15 protein-coding genes are annotated in these 18,859 nt (G+C 58.9%); 14 read left to right on the forward strand and 1 reads right to left on the reverse strand.

The features are described 5' to 3' along the window. Positions 1 to 39: 39 nt before the first annotated feature. From PVV74_RS10260 to rnhA, 7 genes are all read left to right on the forward strand, one after another. Positions 40 to 2,796 carry a type I restriction endonuclease subunit R gene (locus PVV74_RS10260; protein ID WP_274593091.1) on the forward strand — a complete coding sequence of 919 codons (2,757 nt, stop codon included), beginning with the start codon at positions 40 to 42 and terminating at the stop codon, positions 2,794 to 2,796. Then, the gene (locus PVV74_RS10265; RefSeq protein WP_274593092.1) at positions 2,793 to 4,124 is read left to right on the forward strand and encodes a restriction endonuclease subunit S; all 1,332 of its coding nucleotides are present in this window, start codon (positions 2,793 to 2,795) and stop codon (positions 4,122 to 4,124) included. The genes PVV74_RS10260 and PVV74_RS10265 overlap by 4 nt, the downstream gene beginning before the upstream one ends. Further along, the gene (locus PVV74_RS10270) at positions 4,121 to 5,029 is read left to right on the forward strand and encodes a DUF5655 domain-containing protein (RefSeq protein WP_274593093.1); all 909 of its coding nucleotides are present in this window, start codon (positions 4,121 to 4,123) and stop codon (positions 5,027 to 5,029) included. The genes PVV74_RS10265 and PVV74_RS10270 overlap by 4 nt, the downstream gene beginning before the upstream one ends. Next, on the forward strand, positions 5,029 to 6,471 hold the full coding sequence (locus PVV74_RS10275; protein ID WP_274593094.1) for a type I restriction-modification system subunit M: 1,443 nt from the start codon (positions 5,029 to 5,031) through the stop codon (positions 6,469 to 6,471). Before PVV74_RS10270 ends, PVV74_RS10275 begins: the two co-directional genes overlap by 1 nt. A 900-nt stretch (positions 6,472 to 7,371) precedes the next feature. Beyond that, positions 7,372 to 8,010 carry a recombinase family protein gene (locus tag PVV74_RS10280; protein ID WP_274593095.1) on the forward strand — a complete coding sequence of 213 codons (639 nt, stop codon included), beginning with the start codon at positions 7,372 to 7,374 and terminating at the stop codon, positions 8,008 to 8,010. Positions 8,011 to 8,614: 604 nt separating this feature from the next. After that, positions 8,615 to 9,301, forward strand: coding sequence for a hypothetical protein (locus PVV74_RS10285; RefSeq protein ID WP_274593096.1), 687 nt, complete (start codon positions 8,615 to 8,617; stop codon positions 9,299 to 9,301). A 145-nt stretch (positions 9,302 to 9,446) separates the two neighbouring features. Next, the gene (gene rnhA, locus PVV74_RS10290) at positions 9,447 to 9,911 is read left to right on the forward strand and encodes a ribonuclease HI (protein ID WP_274593097.1); all 465 of its coding nucleotides are present in this window, start codon (positions 9,447 to 9,449) and stop codon (positions 9,909 to 9,911) included. A gap of 245 nt (positions 9,912 to 10,156) precedes the next feature. On the opposite strand, the gene PVV74_RS10295 is transcribed toward rnhA, so the two are convergent. Continuing rightward, on the reverse strand, positions 10,157 to 11,131 hold the full coding sequence (locus tag PVV74_RS10295) for a hypothetical protein (protein ID WP_274593098.1): 975 nt from the start codon (positions 11,129 to 11,131) through the stop codon (positions 10,157 to 10,159). A 679-nt stretch (positions 11,132 to 11,810) separates the two neighbouring features. Here PVV74_RS10295 and PVV74_RS10300 point away from each other — a divergent pair. From PVV74_RS10300 to PVV74_RS10330, 7 genes are read left to right on the forward strand one after another with little or no spacing between them, the layout of a single operon-like run. Continuing rightward, entirely contained in the window at positions 11,811 to 12,857 is a 1,047-nt protein-coding gene (locus PVV74_RS10300; RefSeq protein WP_057792035.1) for a rod shape-determining protein, read from the forward strand. Positions 12,858 to 12,877: 20 nt separating this feature from the next. After that, positions 12,878 to 13,294, forward strand: a complete 417-nt coding sequence (locus PVV74_RS10305) for a hypothetical protein (protein WP_274593099.1) — start codon at positions 12,878 to 12,880, stop codon at positions 13,292 to 13,294. A gap of 26 nt (positions 13,295 to 13,320) precedes the next feature. After that, positions 13,321 to 14,262: a rod shape-determining protein MreC gene (gene mreC, locus PVV74_RS10310; protein WP_103763235.1), complete on the forward strand. Its 942-nt coding sequence runs from the start codon at positions 13,321 to 13,323 to the stop codon at positions 14,260 to 14,262. Then, entirely contained in the window at positions 14,255 to 14,794 is a 540-nt protein-coding gene (locus PVV74_RS10315; RefSeq protein ID WP_274593100.1) for a rod shape-determining protein MreD, read from the forward strand. Before mreC ends, PVV74_RS10315 begins: the two co-directional genes overlap by 8 nt. After that, positions 14,791 to 16,734 (forward strand): penicillin-binding protein 2, encoded by a 1,944-nt coding sequence (gene mrdA, locus PVV74_RS10320; protein ID WP_103763233.1) that lies wholly within the window; start codon positions 14,791 to 14,793, stop codon positions 16,732 to 16,734. Before PVV74_RS10315 ends, mrdA begins: the two co-directional genes overlap by 4 nt. A 10-nt stretch (positions 16,735 to 16,744) precedes the next feature. Beyond that, positions 16,745 to 17,884, forward strand: a complete 1,140-nt coding sequence (gene rodA / locus PVV74_RS10325; protein ID WP_274593101.1) for a rod shape-determining protein RodA — start codon at positions 16,745 to 16,747, stop codon at positions 17,882 to 17,884. A 5-nt stretch (positions 17,885 to 17,889) separates the two neighbouring features. Continuing rightward, on the forward strand, positions 17,890 to 18,825 hold the full coding sequence (locus PVV74_RS10330; protein WP_274593102.1) for a 2-hydroxyacid dehydrogenase: 936 nt from the start codon (positions 17,890 to 17,892) through the stop codon (positions 18,823 to 18,825). Positions 18,826 to 18,859 lie beyond the last annotated feature (34 nt).

Here is an 18,859-nt window from a genome sequence, read left to right on the forward strand (position 1 = left end):
CCTGCTAAGGTCGACGAAATTTGTCTTAAGGCGTTCTTTGTGGTTGCACCGGAACAGGTTGCGAGAGCCAAAATCGACGCGTTGCTTTTAGATGCTGGTTGGGTCCTTCAAGACCGCGATCAGATGAACCGGAATGCAGCGCTTGGGGTTGCCGTTAGGGAGTTCCAGCTTCCGGCTGGTCCCTGCGACTACCTTCTGATTGTCGACGGCAAAGCGGCAGGCGTGATCGAAGCCAAGAAAGTTGGCGTCACCTTGAGTGGAGTAGCTGATCAGTCCGAGAAATACATGGCGAAGCTCCCGGACCATTTGGCTAGATGGCAGGACGTGTTGCGCTTCGATTATGAGAGCACCGGCGACGAGACCTTCTTCCGTGACATGTCTGACCCCAAGCCTCGCTCGCGCCGCCTGTTCGCCTTCCATAGGCCCGAGACGCTACTTGCTTGGCTGAAGGAAAATGACACCCTGAGAGGCCGCCTGCAGGCGCTCCCCGAGTTGAACCCCAAGGGCTTGAGGGACTGTCAGATCGAAGCCATCACCGGCTTGGAGAAGTCCTTCTCGGAAGACCGCCCACGCGCCTTGATCCAGTTGGCTACAGGAGCAGGGAAAACGTTTACGGCATGCTCGTTCTCGCATCGGCTCATCCGCTATGGAGGCGCGCGGCGCATTCTGTTCCTCGTCGACCGCAATAATCTGGGCGACCAGACACTCAAGGAGTTCCAGAACTTCCTGCCTCATGGTTCTGCCAACCGGTTCACCGACACGTATATCGTCCAGCACCTTCACTCCCACCGCTTGGACGCAGATGCCAAGGTGGTCATCACCACCATTCAGCGTCTCTATTCGATGCTGAAAGGCCAAGAGATCGAGCCTGAAGATGAGGAGGCGTCTGCATTCGAGACATGGCAAGGTGAAGAAGGCGAAATCCCACCGCTCGCCTACAACCCTGAAATCCCCATCGAGACCTTCGACTTTATTGTCACTGACGAATGCCACCGCTCGATCTACGGCCTGTGGCGTCAGGTTCTCGAATACTTTGACGCCTCGATCATCGGCCTGACAGCGACCCCTTCCAAGCACACCCTCGGGTTCTTCAATAAGAACCTCGTCGCGGAATACCCATACGAGCGCTCCGTGGCGGATGGCGTGAACGTGGGTTACGAAGTCTACCGCATCCGCACCCGCGTGACCGAGGCAGGGGGAAAGGTGGAGGCAGCAGGCTTTCAGGTGCCCGTCAGGGACAAGCGAACCCGAGCGGTGCGCTACAGGGAACTTGATGCGGACCTCGATTACACCGGTCAGGACCTTGACCGCTCAGTCGTGAACCCGAACCAGATCAGAACCATACTGCAAACCTACAAAGACCGTGTCTTCACGGAACTCTTCCCAGAGCGGTCAGGCGAATGGCTCCCCAAGACGCTGATTTTCGCCAAGGACGACAATCATGCAGAAGAGATCGTTCACGCGGTGCGCGAGGTCTTTGGAGAAGGCAACGATTTCGCCAAGAAGATCACTTACCGGAATACGGGAGAAGACCCAAAGACGCTCATCAAGACATTCCGCGTGGACCCGTTGCCACGCGTCGCGGTGACCGTCGACATGATTGCCACTGGCACCGATATCAAACCGGTCGAGGTCCTGATCTTCATGCGTGACGTGAAGTCAGAAGGCTATTACGAGCAGATGAAGGGTCGCGGGGTCCGCACCATCCCCGATGCCGACCTTCGCGCCGTTACACCAGATGCCAGAACGAAAACCCGGTTCATCCTTATTGATGCCGTCGGGGTCTCCGAGACCAAGAAATCTGCCTCTCAACCTCTCGAGCGCAAACGGTCTGTGAGCTTCGACGCGCTCCTCGATCAGATCGCACAGGGTCGCAGGGACGAGGATGCCCTGTCGTCGCTTGCCGCGCGCCTCGCAACACTCGACCGTAAGCTCGAGGACGAGGACCGGGCGAAGGTTGCAGAGGTGACGGGAGGCAAGAGCTTGCGTGATCTTTCGAATACGCTCCTCGACGCCATCGACCCAGATGAACAGCAGGCCAACATTGAGCATGTGCATGGCACCATGACCACGCCTGAGCAGGAACAAGCGGTGATCGAGGAACTGATCGAAACCGCGTGCAGGCCGCTTGACAACCCGGACACTAGAAAATTGCTCAAGCTGCTCAAACAGAAATCCGAACAGGTCATCGACGAGGCGACTCCCGACGAGGTGACCGGCGCAGGGTTCGACCTGAAGCGGGCCGAAGAGACGGTAAAGACTTTCCGTGACTTCATCGAGGAAAACCGGGATGAACTTACCGCGTTGCAAATCCTCTACAACCAGCCACGGGGACAGCAGAGGCTCACCTACACCGCCATCCGGGAGCTTGTGGATGCCCTTACAGCACCCCCGCACTACCTCGTCACAGCCAATGTCTGGCAGGCATACAAGCGCCTTGACGCGGCGAAGGTTCGCGGTGCTCCGGTAGATGATCAACTGACTGAGGTGGTGTCACTTGTCCGGTTCGCGCTGGGGCAGGAAGACATGTTGGAGCCCTTCGCAGACAAGGTCGAGCAGCGCTTCAACCTCTGGCTGGGCCGTGAGAAAAAAGCGGGGAGGAACTATTCTGAGGAGCAGGCAGGGTGGCTACGCGCCATCTCGTCGTTTATAGCGGCAAATGCCGAGATCGCACCGCGCGACTTCATGGAGGCCCCGACCTTGACCGGACGAGGAGGCATCGTGGCGGCCCAGAAGGCTTTTGGAGAGGACCTGAACGACATGCTTGATGATCTGCAAGGAGCGCTCGTCGCGTGAATGAGGCAGACACCTTACCGAGCGGATGGTCGATGGCGACCCTAGGGGAGGTTGCTAGCAAACCGCAGTATGGGTGGACAACAAAAGCGGCTCGGAATGGCACTAAGCTTAAACTGCTTAGAACTTCGGATATAACATCAGGGCGGGTCAATTGGGATACCGTGCCAACATGTGTGCAGGAACCAAAGAACCCAGAAGACTACTTTCTAGCCAAGGGTGACATACTGGTTGCCCGAGCAGGCTCAGTAGGTAAGAGCATCCTCGTCAAGGAAGACGTCAATAGCGCAGTCTTTGCGTCCTATTTGGTCCGGTTCAAACCCTTTATCGCTCCGGAATACATCGACTACTTCATGGCCTCTCGACTTTATTGGTCGCAGATTGAGGAGAAGTCAGCGGGAATTGCAGTTCCAAACGTAAACGCATCGAAACTTAGTCAAGTCGCGTTGCCGGTTGCCCCTGCTCCTGAGCAGCTTCGCATCGTCGAGAAGATCGAAACGCTATTCGCCCAACTCGACAAAGGCGAAGAAGCGGTGCGGCAGGTGCAGGTGCTCCTGAAGCGTTACCGACAGTCGGTCTTGAAGGCCGCCTTGGCGGGGGAACTGACCTCAGATTGGAGAGAGACACATTCGGCTCCCAGGTGGCGAGAGGTCGAGTTGGGAGAAGTGACTGATTTCCTTACATCTGGCTCTCGAGGTTGGGCGAAATATTATGCCCAAAGCGGGGCAATTTTCATCAGAGCGCAAAACCTAAAACACGACCGTTTGGACCTTAAGGATGTGGCTTTCGTCAGCCTGCCCGACAAGTCTGAAGGCACTCGAACTCTGGTGCAGGCAGGTGATATCCTCATCACTATTACGGGCGCGAACGTAACTAAGACAGCGCTAGTGGCGGCAGACCTTGATGAGGCTTATGTCAGTCAACATGTGGCTCTCCTGCGAGTAGCAGACGAAGTCAGTTCGGGGTTCATTTATTGGGCTTTGGTCGCCGAAACTGCCGGAAGGAAGCAGCTAGAACAGTTTGCTTATGGTGCCGGTAAGCCGGGACTGAACCTAACCAACATACGGGAGGTCAAATTAGCTCTACCTTCGGTCCGAGAACAAGAAGAGATCGTTACACGAATTCGGGAAGAGATTGCTCGCGTCTCGGCAGTTGAAACATGGTGCCAGACAGAACTTTCACGCGCCTCGGCACTTCGTCAGTCCATTTTGAAACAGGCGTTCTCAGGTAAACTTGTCGCGCAAGATGCCTTCGAAGAACCAGCAAGCGCTCTTCTCGCCCGCATCCGTTCCGAAGGGCCAGCATCGAAAGCCAGAAAGGCTATCGCATGAGCGACATCAAACTCTTCCGGCGACAGGGTAGCGCTTTCTCTGAACTCGCCGGGTCATCATCGCCCCTTGAAAAGGCCCTTCAGACGCTCTTCGAAAAGAACCTTGATGCGGTCCTAGGAGTGCGTTTCTTGGCTTCCGAATACGTCACCTCAAATGGCGGCCGGATGGATACTCTTGGCCTCGACGAAAACGGCTCCCCGGTGATCATCGAATATAAGCGAACCTCGAGCGAGAACGTGATCAACCAAGGCCTGTTCTATCTGGACTGGCTGCTCGACCATCGCGGGGACTTTGAGGTCTTGGTCATGAAAACCCTTGGGGCCGAGAGGGCCAAGCAGATCGACTGGGCCGCGCCGCGCCTCATTTGCATCGCTGCAGACTTCACCAAGTATGATACCCACGCGGTCAACCAGATGGGCCGCAACATCGAGCTTGTCCGCTACAAGACCTTTGGCGATGATCTTCTGACGTTGGAACTCCTTACGGCGGTCTCTGCAACCCCGGCGATCAACGGAAATGGTGGCATCACCAACCCGAAGGCGACGAAATACAAGACGGTGACCGAATATCTGGCTGACGCCGACGAAGACCTGCAGAACCTTTATGCCGACCTCGAGGCGTTCCTGATGAGCTTTGGTGACGAGGTCATCAAGAAGACGATGCAACTCTACATCGCCTTCCGGCGCATCAAGAACTTCGCCTGCGTCGAAATTAGGCCGCAAGTTGGTGCCGTTCGCGTATACCTGAAGGTCGACCCATCGACAGTTGAACTCGAAGACGGGTTTTCGCGCGACGTCAGCAACATAGGGCACTTCGGAACGGGCGACCTCGAGTTGACCATCTGCTCTCATGATGACCTAGAGAAAGCTATGCCCCTGATCACTCAATCCTACGAGGCTTCTTAGTGACCAACGAACAACTCGTCTCCAAGGTCTGGAACTACGCCCACGTCCTGCGTGACCAAGGCATCTCGTATGGCGACTACATCGAACAGATCACCTATCTTCTCTTCCTGAAAATGGACCAAGAGCGCATCGACCTCCTCGGGGAGCCGTCATCGGTTCCCTCGCAGTGGAACTGGTTGACGCTGGCGTCGAAGGACGGTGACGCTCTTGAGACGCACTACCGGCACGCGCTGGAGGCTCTCGCGAAGGAAGACGGGCTGATTGGCACGATCTTCCGCAAGGCCCAGAACAAGCTCTCTGACCCTGCAAAGCTCAAACGCGTCGTCAGCTTGATCGACAAGGAAGGACCTTGGGTCGGCCTTACGGTCGACGTTAAGGGCGAAATCTACGAGGGCCTTCTCGAGAAAAACGCATCTGAGGTCAAATCAGGCGCTGGGCAATATTTCACCCCGCGTCCGGTCATCGAGACCGTCGTGCAATGCGTCAATCCGAGAGTGGGAGAAAGCATCTGCGACCCGGCTTGCGGGACCGGTGGCTTCCTGTTGGCAGCATATGACCACATGAAGGTGCAGTCCCAGGACCGCGAGAAGCTACGCCAGTTGCGCCATTCGGCTTTCTACGGGGTCGACATCGTGGACGAGGTGGTGCGCTTGTGCGCGATGAACCTCTATCTGCACGGTATCGGGAACGGCGGCAGCCCCGTGGTGCAAGGTGACGCCTTGGCTTTCGACGGCGGAGGCCGGTTCGACGTGATACTCACCAACCCGCCTTTCGGCAAGAAGTCGAGCTACAAGGTGATTGGCGAAGATGGCCAAGTCTCGACGGAGACGGAAAGCTACGAGCGCGAGGACTTCAAGTTCACGACCTCGAACAAGCAATTCAACTTCCTACAACACATCATGACCAGCCTCGAGACCAACGGGCGCGCCGGAGTGGTCCTCCCCGACAATGTCCTTTTCGAAGCCGGGAGGGCTGGTGAAGGCATCCGCAAGAGGCTGCTGCAGCAATTCAACTTCCACACGCTACTGAGGCTGCCAACGGGCATCTGGTATAGCCCCGGTGTGAAAGCGAACGTCCTCTTCTTCGACAAGCGGTCCGCATCACGAGATGCCCAGACAAAGGCGCTCTGGGTCTACGATTATCGGACCAACGTCCACAAGACACTAAAGACCAAACGGTTGGCGCGCGAAGACTTCGACGATTTCATCGAGTGCTATCATGCCCGACAAGAGACCGAGCGCTTCCGTCGGTTTAGCTACGAGGACCTGATCGGGCGGGACAAACTAAACCTCGATCTCTTCTGGCTCAAAGACGACAGCCTCGAAGATTTGGACAGCTTGCCCGAACCCGGTATTCTGGCTGCAGAGATTGTTGAGAACCTCGAAGCGGCTCTCGAGCAGTTCCGCAGCGTAGCCGAAGAATTGGGTGAAGATGCAGAATGATTTCATCGGAAAAATGTGACAGGTCAGAATAGGATGAGCAGCACGCAAGTTCCCCCCGTGGGGGTGGTCGATGAAAAGCTACCGATGAATAAGCTAAGCGTCTTGGAGCTTCTACTTGAGTGCGCAGATGCTCTGCTTTGCCCGACTTGGGACCATGAAGAAAGAGAGGGCCATCTCACATCAATATCGGAAGCCCTATCTTCACCAACGCTTCCTCCCAAGCTTCGCGATCTGCTAACCAAAGCGGCTGCGAGCTTCAAAATACACACTCAGATGAGCATGGCGGACTTCATCTTCAGCAATCGAAACGGCGACCTTAGGCTGGCGGATGAACTACAAGCTCAAGTGCCGCTTGGAATGCGATATCTATACCACGGCACCGCTTTTGGCAGCCTCTCCGGAATAGCCGTAGACGGACTGTCGCCGGGTTGCTCAAGCAACTGGAAAGGCATGGTCGAGGAGGAGCACCTGCAGGGTGTCGTCTTCTTTGATAGGACGTGGCGCGGCGCATTCGATTGGGCTGCCGTTGCCTGCGCGAAGATGAGAGGTCCAAGGTCATCAAAAAATCGGCGACCAGTTGTTCTTCGAATACGGCGTGGCAATAGTTCAATCGAGCCTGATGGAAAGGCAACCAAGCCGGGATGCTTCCTAACTCGCAGTCGGGTTTGCACTTCTGACGCAGAAGTTCTTGTTGGCTTGCAAAGAGGAATACCCCGCTGGACCACTCTTCGAGAGGTCGTCTGACAAAGCAGATCGGAATGTGCCTCCATGGAACCATGTTCATTAGGGTATACCTCAAAGAACATCACGAGCGGACACAGAAAGTGTGTTCACTAGGGTTGACTTAATCTTGTGAACGCATCAATCATGTGAACAGAAGCTCTGTGAACAGGTGACCTCATGTCCAAGACCATCCTATACGTCCGAGTATCCACGACCGAACAGACCAGCGACCACCAACTTGAACAAGCCCGCAAGGCTGGCTTTGAGGTTGACCAAGTGGTGGCCGATCATGGCACCTCCGGGGTGACCACCAAGCTGGCAGACCGGGAAGGCGGCAAGCGTCTCTTCGACCTTCTACGTGAAGGTGACACGCTGGTGGTCCGCTGGGTAGACCGTCTTGGACGCAACTATCAGGACGTCACCGACACCATCCGCGAGTTCATCCGTAGAGGTGTCACGATCAAGACCGTGATCAACGGTATGGTATTCGACGGGACTACCAAAGACCCCACTCAGAAGGCCATCAGAGACGCGCTGATCGGCTTCATGGCTGCCATGGCAGAGGCACAGGCCGAGGCTACAAAGGAAGCCCAGAAGGCCGGTATAGAGCACCACAAGGCGGCTTCGCCGGAGAAGTTCAAGGGGCGCAAGCCGACCTTCGACAGGGCTAGCTTTGAGGCGGTGAACGCGATGCTGGATGCTGGTCAGGGGCATTCGGCCATTGCGAAGGCAACAGGCATCAACCGGAACGCGGTCATCAGGATTGCTCAAGACCCTGCGAAGGCAGAAGCGGCACTGGCGAAGTGGGGGATGTGAGAGAATAACCCACATACTTGGACTACGCAGCATTGTGCCTAGGAGCTGAGGCGATCATCTTGTTGCCCAGCTTAAGGACACCCTGACCATTCACCGGTGTATAGCCTAACTGGCACCGATCAAGGAGCACCGATGGTCGGGTTGTTATCGCCTGCAATAATAAACCCACAGCATAGCCATGACGGGAACCGGGTTGCCAACCGAGGGGAGGTATCGAAAAACCCCCATACTAGCCCCAACATCTCGCAACTGCCTCACTCGGCAACAAACCCACGCCCTAGCAGTGAAGAGCGTCACTCAGACTGCGAACCGATTTACACTCACCATAGCCCTAGTGAGCCTTGGCCCAGCTATGAACCAGCATCTGAGACCCCAAGACATCTGTCGCAACGTCTGAACAGAAAGACCAGATTTGCTTTCGCGAGCATGAGCGGAAGGGTGCAATCAATGTTTGAGAAGCCTGACCATTCGACTCCTCTAGCGTTTTCGCGGGGAAGGAGGAATCCTTTGGCCAAGTTGTCAAAAGTCCCTGGCAACCCTCCTCTGCAGAAATACCCCGCAGAAAATACCCCGCAATGCCCTTAAGTTAGATAAGGAAGACACGATGACCGACCTTGTCGATCACGACGGCATTCCCCTGTTCGTCGATGACTTCACTCATACCACCCACGACGTTGACGGAACATCCGTTGATGTCATCAGGACCAATGGCAATCTTTGGCTCGCTGGTCCTACCGTCATGGAGGCGATGGGCTTTCAACAAGATGGTGGCGGTGGTGGATATGCCCGTCGCTTATCGCGCATCGGCTATCCAGACATAATCAAGATCACCGACACGCCTTTCAGGTTCACCGATGGTCGCCGCAATAGGGGCAGCCTGATAAGCCCTAGGGCAGTTTGCCGCTTCGCAGAAGGAAGGGTCAAAGGGTTCAACGCGATCAAGGCCAACACCTTCGTGCAATGGATGGAAGAGACCCTCTGGACTGAAGGTGACGCGGAAACATGGTCACCCAAGCGTCCAGTTTCTGCAACCGTTGAGCCTGTCTTCCGGAAGGTGATCATGGTCAGGGATGAAAACCAATATGGTGAACTTCTCGACCCGCTTCGTCCCAATGGCCCATATCACGGTCTGGGTCACTTTGGTCCTCTTCGTCGTGACGAAATCGAATTTGCCGTGGAAGGCTGTGACATCCCCCAGAAAGTGCACCGTATCGAGTTGGATGACGACCTGCTCATCGACGAAGAAGACGACTTTTCGCGTTTGACGTCGTGGCTCATGACCGCTGCCTAGTCCACCTCAAGTTCCAACCTGAAACGCCCTCGATGCCTGCTGGTCTCAAGCAGGCGCGAGAGTAGGCCGAGTTTGGCGAGACCACAAAACCGACTGCCTAATCGCCATGCCTAACACCCCCAAAAAACCGCAAGGAAACTCACTCATGACTAACACAGAGATCACTATTCACACTGACGGCTGCTGCCTTGGTAACCCCGGCAAAGGGGGCTTCGCTGCAGTTGTCCGGCGCTACGAAAATGGCGTCGAAACCAAGAAACGTGTCGTCCTCAACAACGCACCGGAAACCACAAACAATCGGATGGAGTTGATGGCGGCCATCGCGGGCTTGCGCCAAATCAAACGAAACGAACCCGTCACGATCACAGTCTTTTCGGATAGCCAATACGTCGTCTTGGGGATGACTGAACGGCTCCCGAAGTGGCGAACTAAGGGATGGCGCACAGCGAGCGGACATCCCGTCAAGAACCAAGAGGTTTGGGAGCAACTTCTGGCGGTCACCGAAGGACTGAAAGTCCAGTGGGAATGGGTCCGCGGTCACGATGGCGACCCTCGCAACGAAGAAGCAGATTTCTATGCCAATCAGGCCGCTTCCAAACAAGCCCGGTAGCCAGCACAACATTCGGCCCCATTCGGTTCTTCTGGGTGGGGCCAAACACCGACTCTGGTCTTCGCGCCAACGCTAAATTTCTGAAGGCAGCCGGCTGTCCAGACTGACCGCCCACAGGCTTCGCCATGCAGATTTGACCTGCCATCGCTCAAGGCGGATGTTATTGGATACCTCACAGACCATTTGGAGATTTCCGCACTCAAATGAGTGCCGCCGCGCGCAACATCTGAACTGATGGCCCGAGGTCAGCGTTCTCGGGGCACGAACTCGCGGTGGTAGGCATCACTACGCATGATCTGGGCGACTTCGACAGCGAGATCGGTGATCTCCTGCGTCGGAGACGAGACATAGTCGGGTAAATCGTCGTCGATCCAATTGGGCGAGCGGTAGAGATCGGCGTCCATAAAGCTCGCCGCCAGACGCCTTTTCCTTGCCATTACCGCCTCGACCTGAGTGATCAACTCGGCTTGGCCGGGCCGTATCTCCTCGGGTCCTATCCAAGTCTTGGCCAGCACAACGCGCGAGACGCCATCCTCGGGGTTGCCAAAGACCGAGCGCCCATGGTGGTGCGCTACCCCATACTTGCTCACGAGCCGGTAGGAGGCCTCGTAATAGGTGGTTTCCTCGAAGAGGTTGCAAAGCAGGATGCCATCGGCAATCCGGATGCCGAAGTGGTAATGCCCGCTGGCCATGTTGCCGAGAACGAAGACTGGCAAATAGGGAATGATATGTGCAAGCGACTGAGCAATCTCAGCCATGCCGAAATTCGCGGCCGAAACCTGATTATAAGCGATCTGTGAGCGCTCCATCAGCCGAATTAATGCATGGCGCGTTATCCGGAAGGGCACGTAGCCAACGAAAAGGACCGCGGCTTCGCGTGCCACCGTGTATCGAAAACTCATCACGCCATACTTGGTCGATTCCTCGCGCGACCGGCTGTTTTCCTCGTCGGCAAAGAGCCGCAGCGCTGTTCCGGTGGTCTGTTTTTCATAGGCTCTCGCGCGCCGGCTGACGACATGCGGGTCATCAGTGGCGCAGGTGATGTTTAGCAAGTCTTTCACTGTGCGGGTCCGCGTAGCCTTGTCGAGCCGGCCCCTGCGGCATTGACGCGCGAGCTGCTCCACTTGATCTTCATAGGCCTCCACCCGGACGCGTGCAGCTAATGTATCGTCTAGTTCCTTCAGGTAGCGCTTTTTCCGGGAGTTGGGGATATGTCTCAATTGCGGTCCTTGGTGGTGATCTTACAAGATCATTGGTGCGGGAAATGGCAGTTGTCCATGCGATGCGGGACCGGGTCAAGGCGAACTTGCTGACCTGATCGAGGCCCCCATCGCTCCATGGTCGAATTCTGCAAACTCCAACATGACCGATGCACTAAATGGCCAGTCCGGCGACGCTGGCAGTGCCGCACCAAACTCAATTGCGCCCGTGGGCGCTAACTTGAGCCGCGGACGCAGCAAACCTCCAATGCCAACAGGTATTTTCGCAAGAAGCCTACGAGCGACGTCTGTTTTATCAGTGAAGCGCTACACGCGCCTCCTACACAGAGGTTGCATGGCGCCATTTTTTATATATGTTTATCAATGTGTTGAAATTACAATCCTAGAGTTCAATCCTCCCCAGCAGCACCATGATCACCGAAAGGTGATCGCCTCATTCCAATTCGTGCAGCACCTGAACTGCGCGCCCACGAGCGCTTACCTTCTCTATTGATCGCAGGTTTTGGCACATCCGCGACCGCACAGGACTGGCGCATTGCGATCACGCCCGGCAATTTGACGCTTAGCAGGCCCGAAACCACCCTTTCACCCGACAATCGCCCACTCTATAAGAGCGAACGGTTTCCGGCGGTCGAGTCGGGGACCAAATCACTATTCAAACCACAGGACGCAGGCACCCATGTCCATCTTTGACAAAATCCCCGGGCTCTTCACCGCTGACATGGCGATCGACCTCGGCACGGCCAACACGCTGGTCTACGTCAAGGGGCGAGGCGTCATTCTGTCGGAGCCTTCCGTGGTCGCCTATCACGTCAAGGACGGCGTCAAGAAGGTGCTGGCCGTGGGCGAGGATGCCAAGCTGATGCTGGGCCGTACGCCGGGTTCGATCGAGGCGATCCGCCCCATGCGCGAAGGCGTCATTGCCGATTTCGACACCGCCGAGGCGATGATCAAGCACTTCATCCGCAAGGTGCACAAACGTTCGACCTTCTCCAAGCCCAAGATCATCGTCTGTGTCCCTCACGGCGCGACTCCCGTTGAAAAACGCGCCATCCGTCAGTCCGTGCTCAGCGCCGGCGCGCGGCGCGCCGGCCTCGTTGCCGAACCCATCGCGGCGGCCATTGGTGCCGGCATGCCCATCACCGACCCCACCGGCAACATGGTCGTGGATATCGGCGGCGGTACCACCGAGGTCGCGGTTCTGAGCTTGGGCGACATCGTCTATGCCCGCTCGATCCGCGTCGGCGGCGACCGCATGGACGAGGCGATCATCAACTACCTGCGCCGCCAGCAGAACCTGCTGGTTGGGGAATCCACCGCCGAGCGCATCAAGACCTCCATCGGCACCGCTCGGATGCCCGACGACGGGCGCGGCAGCTCGATGCAGATCCGCGGCCGCGACCTGCTCAATGGTGTGCCCAAGGAAACCGAGATCAGCCAGGCCCAGGTGGCCGAGGCGCTGGCCGAACCCGTACAACAGATCTGCGAGGCGGTGATGACCGCGCTCGAAGCCACTCCGCCGGACCTTGCGGCCGATATCGTCGACCGTGGCGTGATGCTAACCGGCGGAGGCGCGCTGCTGGGCGATCTGGACCTTGCCCTGCGCGAACAGACCGGGCTGGCCGTGTCCATCGCCGATGACAGCCTGAACTGCGTGGCGCTCGGTACGGGCAAGGCCCTGGAATTCGAGAAGCAGTTGCGCCACGCCATCGACTACGACAGTTAAGCCCTGCGGGAAGAGGTCGGATGATGCCACGTTTCATGATCCTCTCCCTGTTGCTCGCACTGCTGGCCTCCGCCGCAAATGCGGGCTCCGCCCTGCCCCAGACCGGTGATTGTGTTCACAGGGAAGACGCCAGCGGAGTGATCCTGAGAACCCTGATCAAATGGTCCGGGGCGACTGCCGAGATTACAACCACCTACGGCGAGACCGTTCCGGGCAAGGTCGTTGGTCTGCGTCCGCATGACGAGAATTTCAAACTTTCCATCTTCTACGAAGACCCGATCTCGGGTCCGTCCGAGATGACGATTTTCGGGGTCACGTTCGATGGAGAAACAACACATCGTCGCTCGGTCGTCTCATATGAAACGCTACAAGACGGAACGCGGGTCATCAATTACGTCAGGGGAATCGAAGACATCGAATGCTCTGTGCTAGAGTAAACCCAATCTGCAATCGAAGGTAACGCTTGGCCAAGGACCGCAACCAAAGCAGCGACTACACCGCTCCCCTGAAGCGTCTGCTTCTGGGGCTACTGGTATTGTGCCTGATCGGTCTCTTCGTGTTGTGGCGGATCGACAGTCCCCGCGTGGAACGTTTCCGTGCGCAGGTGATCGACCGGGTCGTGCCCAGTTTTGACTGGGCCATGGCGCCGGTCACCGGTGCCGTAAACATCTTGCGCGATTTCCAAAGCTACCAGCGCATCTACCAGCAGAACCAGGAACTGCGGCGCGAATTGCAGCAGATGAAAGCCTGGAAAGAGGCCGCCCTACAGCTGGAACAGGAGAATGCGCGGCTGCTCGACCTGAACAACGTCCAGCTTGACCCGCGACTGACCTTCGTCACCGGCGTCGTTCTGGCCGACAGCGGTTCGCCTTTCCGGCAATCCGTTCTGATCAACGTCGGCGCCCGCGACGGCATCGTCGACGGCTGGGCGGCTATGGACGGGCTGGGGCTGGTGGGCCGTATATCGGGCGTGGGCGACAATACCGCAAGGGTGATCCTGTTGACCGATACGTCCAGCCGCATCCCCGTCACGATCCAGCCGTCGGGCCAGCAGGCACTGCTGATCGGCGACAACACCGCCTCGCCGCCCATCGACTTCATCGAGGCGCCGGACAAGGTGCGCCCTGGCGATCGTGTGCTGACCTCGGGCGATGGCGAGGTCTTTCCGGCCGGCCTCTTGGTCGGGCAGTTGGCCGAGGACCCGGGCGGGCGTATGCGTGTCCGCCTGGCCGCCGATTACGAGCGCCTGGAATTCCTGCGCGTTCTGCGGAATTACGGGCATGAGCGCGTGCTTGATCCCGGCAGTCTAATTCAGCCGTCCGTCCCGGTCGTGCAGGGTGCCGACCCCGATCCGGAGCCGCAACTACCCGCCGAGGCGCAGACCAGCGAGGCCACCGATGGGTGACAATGTTGCCTTGCAGATGTGGACGATGCGCGCGCTCTATCTCGGGCTCGCGCTGTTCGTGATGTTCTTCAGCCTGCTGCCGCTGCAAACCCTGCCACGTGGCTGGGCGGGGCCGGACCTGATCGTCGCGCTGACCTTTGCTTGGATCCTGCGCCGCCCGGAATACGTGCCCCCCCTTCTGGTGGCGGGCGTGATGTTGTTGGGAGACCTTATGTTCCATCGCCCGCCCGGCCTTTGGGCCGCGCTGGTGCTGATCGCGGCGGAAACCCTGCGCGCGCGGCATATCGGCCTTCGGGACCTGACCTTTGCCGTGGAATGGGTCTCGGTCGCCACGACACTGGTCGTCATGACCTTGGCCTACCGCACAATCCTAGCCGTGTTGCTTGTCGACCAGGCGCCGCTGGGCCTCAGCTTCATCCAGCTCCTGATGACAATGATTTGTTATCCGCTAGTGGTGCTGGTCTCGCAATCTGTCTTCGGGGTGCGTAAACTGGCCCCTGGTGACATCGACGCACTCGGAGGCCGGACATGAAGCGCCCCACCCGCGACAATACCGAAAGCCAGCGCCGCATCACCCGGCGCGGCTTGGTGCTGGGCGGCGGCATGGCGGGCTTCGTGGGTCTTCTGGGTCTGCGCATGCGCTACCTTCAGGTCGATCAGGCCGACCAGTTCCGTTTGCTGGCGGACGAGAACCGGATCAATATCCACCTGATCCCGCCATCCCGCGGCCGCATCTTCGATCGCGAGGGGCGGGTGATCGCAGAGAACATTCCCTCCTACCGGATCAACATCATTCGCGAACAGGCCGGTGACCTCGAGGACGTGATCGCACGCCTGTCCAAGCTCGTGCGGCTGAACCCCGAAGAGCTGAAAAAGGCGCGCGAAGACCTCGCCAAGCTGCGCGGTGACACGCCGGTGACAGTGGCAGACCGCGTCAGTTGGGAGGATATCAGCCGCGTCGCCGTGAATGCGCCCGCCCTGCCCGGCGTCACGCCGGAAGTGGGCCTGTCGCGGCACTATCCCATGGGCGAGGATTACTCGCACGTCGTCGGCTACGTCGGGCCGGTCAGCGACCGCGATCTGGAACGCATCGACGCGCCCGACGCGCTGTTGCTGATCCCGCGCTTCCAGATCGGCAAGATCGGGCTTGAACGCCGGCGCGAGGATACGCTGCGCGGCAAGGCGGGCACCAAGCGGGTCGAAGTCAACGCCGCTGGCCGCGTGATGCGCGAACTGGACCGGGTCGAAGGCGAGGCCGGCGCGGACATCCAGCTGACGCTCGACAATGCGCTGCAATCCTACATCACTGCCCGTCTGGAAGGCGAAAGCGCCGCCGCAGTGGTCATGGATTGCGACACCGGCGACCTTCTGGCCTGTTCATCCACTCCCGGCTATGACCCCAACCTTTTCGTGCGCGGAATATCGCAGGCCGACTACTCGGCGCTTTTGGACAACAAGTACCGCCCCCTGCCGAACAAGGCCGTGCAAGGCGTCTATCCCCCGGGTTCGACGTTCAAGATGGTCACTGCGCTGGCGGCGCTGGAGGATGGACAGGTTGATCCCAACGAGACCGTCTATTGCCCCGGGTTTCTTAAGGTCGCGAACCGCCGCTTCCATTGCTGGAAACGCGCGGGGCACGGCAACGTGGACCTGCACCGCTCGCTGCGCGAAAGCTGCGATGTCTATTATTACGACCTCGCGCTGCGCGTCGGCATCGACAAGATCGCGGAAATGGCCAAGCGCCTCGGTCTCGGTCTCGAACATGATCTGCCGATGACGTCCGTCGCCGGCGGCCTCATCCCCAACAAGCTGTGGAAGGCGACCTCGCGCGGCGAGGACTGGCGCATCGGCGACACGGCGAACGCCGCCATCGGCCAGGGCTACGTGCTCAGTTCACCATTGCAGCTTGCAGTGATGACCGCCCGGCTGGCCACCGGCCGCTCGGTGTCACCGCGACTGGTGCGTTCTGTCGATGGCGTCGAGGAGCCGCCCAACCGGGGCGAGCCGCTTGGCCTGAACGAAAATACCCTGCGCGAAATCCGGCAAGCGATGTATGCCGTGTCCAACAATCGGCGCGGCACGGCCTATGGCAGCAGGATCATCGAAGACGCCTTTCGCATGGCCGGCAAGACGGGCACCAGCCAGGTCCGGAACATCACGGCCGCCGAACGTGCCCGCGGCGTTTTCCGCAACGAGGATCTGCCGTGGGAACGCCGCGACCACGCGCTCTATGTCAACTTCGCACCGTTCGAGGTGCCGAAGGTCGCTGTGGCGGTGATCGTCGAACATGGCGGAGGCGGCTCCACGACAGCGGCCCCCATCGCCCGCGACATCACCCTTCAAGCACTGTACGGCGATGATCCCCCGCTTGACGCCTACCCGTCCAAGGACCGGGGCCGCATCAAGACTCAGCAGGAACAACTGCGCTCGCGCCTCGACCGTCGCGGCAGCGAAGACAGCGACCGGGCATAAGGGGCGCTGCATGAGCTATCTTGAATACACCGTCAAGGACACGCCTTCGGGCCTGCGCAAGGTTCTGTACCTCAACTGGCCTCTGGCGCTCTTGCTGACGGCGGTCGCCGCCATCGGAATCCTGATGCTCTACTCTGTTGCAGGCGGAACGTTTAACCCTTGGGCCGAACCGCAGGCAAAACGCTACGCGCTCGGCTTTGCCGTGATGTTCTTCGTGGCCATGGTCCCGATCTGGTTCTGGCGCAACATGTCGGTGCTGGCCTACACGGTCTCCGTCCTTCTTCTGATCGCGGTCGAACTGGTCGGCGTCGAGGGCAAGGGCGCGCAGCGCTGGATCGACCTGGGCTTTATGCGCCTCCAACCTTCCGAGCTGATGAAGGTGACGCTGGTCATGTTTCTGGCGGCCTATTACGATTGGCTGCCCCTGAAGAAGACGTCTCGCCCGCTCTGGGTTCTGCTACCCGTGGTTCTGATCCTTGTTCCGGTGGCGCTGGTTCTGCGTCAGCCCGATCTCGGCACCTCAATCCTGCTGATCACCGGCGGCGGGCTTATCATGTTCCTCGCGGGCGTCCACTGGGCCTATTTCGCTGCGGTCCTCGCCGCCATCGGCGGGCTGGTCACGGCGGTTTTCAAGAGCCGCGGCACCGATTGGCAATTGCTGGCAGACTATCAATACCGCCGTATCGACACGTTCCTGGATCCCGCGTCAGATCCTTTGGGCGCGGGCTACCATATCACCCAGTCCAAGATCGCGCTCGGATCCGGTGGCTGGACGGGGCGGGGCTTCATGCAAGGCACCCAGTCGCGGCTCAATTTCCTGCCCGAGAAACATACTGATTTCATCTTCACGACGCTGGCCGAGGAATTCGGATTCGTCGGAGCCATTTCGCTGCTGATGCTGTACGCGCTCATCATCGTCTTCTGCGTCACCTCGGCGCTGGCGAACCGCGACCGCTTCTCGTCGCTTTTGACGCTGGGGGTCGTCGTCACGTTCTTCCTGTTCTTCGCGGTGAACATGTCGATGGTCATGGGCCTTGCGCCCGTGGTCGGCGTGCCACTGCCGCTGGTCAGCTATGGCGGCTCGGCCATGCTCATCCTCATGCTGGGCTTCGGCCTGGTGCAAAGCGCTCATATCCATCGCCCCCGGTAGGTCTCATGTCTCTCAATATCCTATTCGCCGCCAGCGCCGAACGCTGGGCGGACTACGAAGCCCCCCTGCGCAAGTCACTCCACGACGCCGGGATCACCGAATACACCCTGTCCACGGACCTGCCGCCGGACCAGGTCGACTATATCGTTTATGCGCCAAACAGCGATGTGCAGGACTTCGCGCCGTTCACCCGTGCGAAGGCGGTGCTCAACCTTTGGGCCGGGGTCGAAGGCATTGTGCGCAACGACACCTTGACCCAACCGCTGACGCGCATGGTCGATGACGGCCTGGAGCGCGGCATGGTGGAATGGGTGACCGGCCATACCCTGCGCCATCACCTTGGCACCGATACCCACGTTCTGGGGCAGGACGGCACGTGGCGTCACGACGTGCCGCCACTGGCCAAGGACCGACCGGTGGCAATTCTCGGCCTCGGCGCCCTTGGCCAGGCCTGTGCCGAAGCTCTCGTGCATCTTGGCTTTCCTGTGACAGGCTGGTCGCGCAGCCAAAAGTCCATAGACGGGATTACCTGCCTATATGGCGACGATGGTCTTGCGCAGGCACTCTCAACCGCGCAAATCGTCGTGCTCCTGTTGCCCGACACGCCGCAGACCGAGAACGTGATTGACGCCGGCACGCTGGCGCAGATGCCGTCCGGCGCCGTTGTGATCAACCCCGGACGCGGCCCTCTGATTGACGATGACGCTCTTTTGGCCGCGCTTGACGGCGGTCACATCGCCCATGCGACCCTCGACGTCTTCCGTACCGAGCCGCTACCGCCCGAGCATCCTTACTGGGCTCACCCGAAGGTTACAGTGACGCCGCATATTGCCTCGGAAACCCGTCCCGATACCGCGGCGCAGGTGATCGTGGAAAACATCCGCCGTGGTGAGGCGGGCGAGCCACTGCTTCACCTCGTCGACCGCGATCTGGGCTACTGACCCACGCTGACACTGTCCGAGCGAGGCCGGAAGA

Source organism: Roseovarius sp. SK2, from assembly GCF_028807495.1.
In the GTDB taxonomy this organism is placed as follows: domain Bacteria; phylum Pseudomonadota; class Alphaproteobacteria; order Rhodobacterales; family Rhodobacteraceae; genus Roseovarius; species Roseovarius confluentis.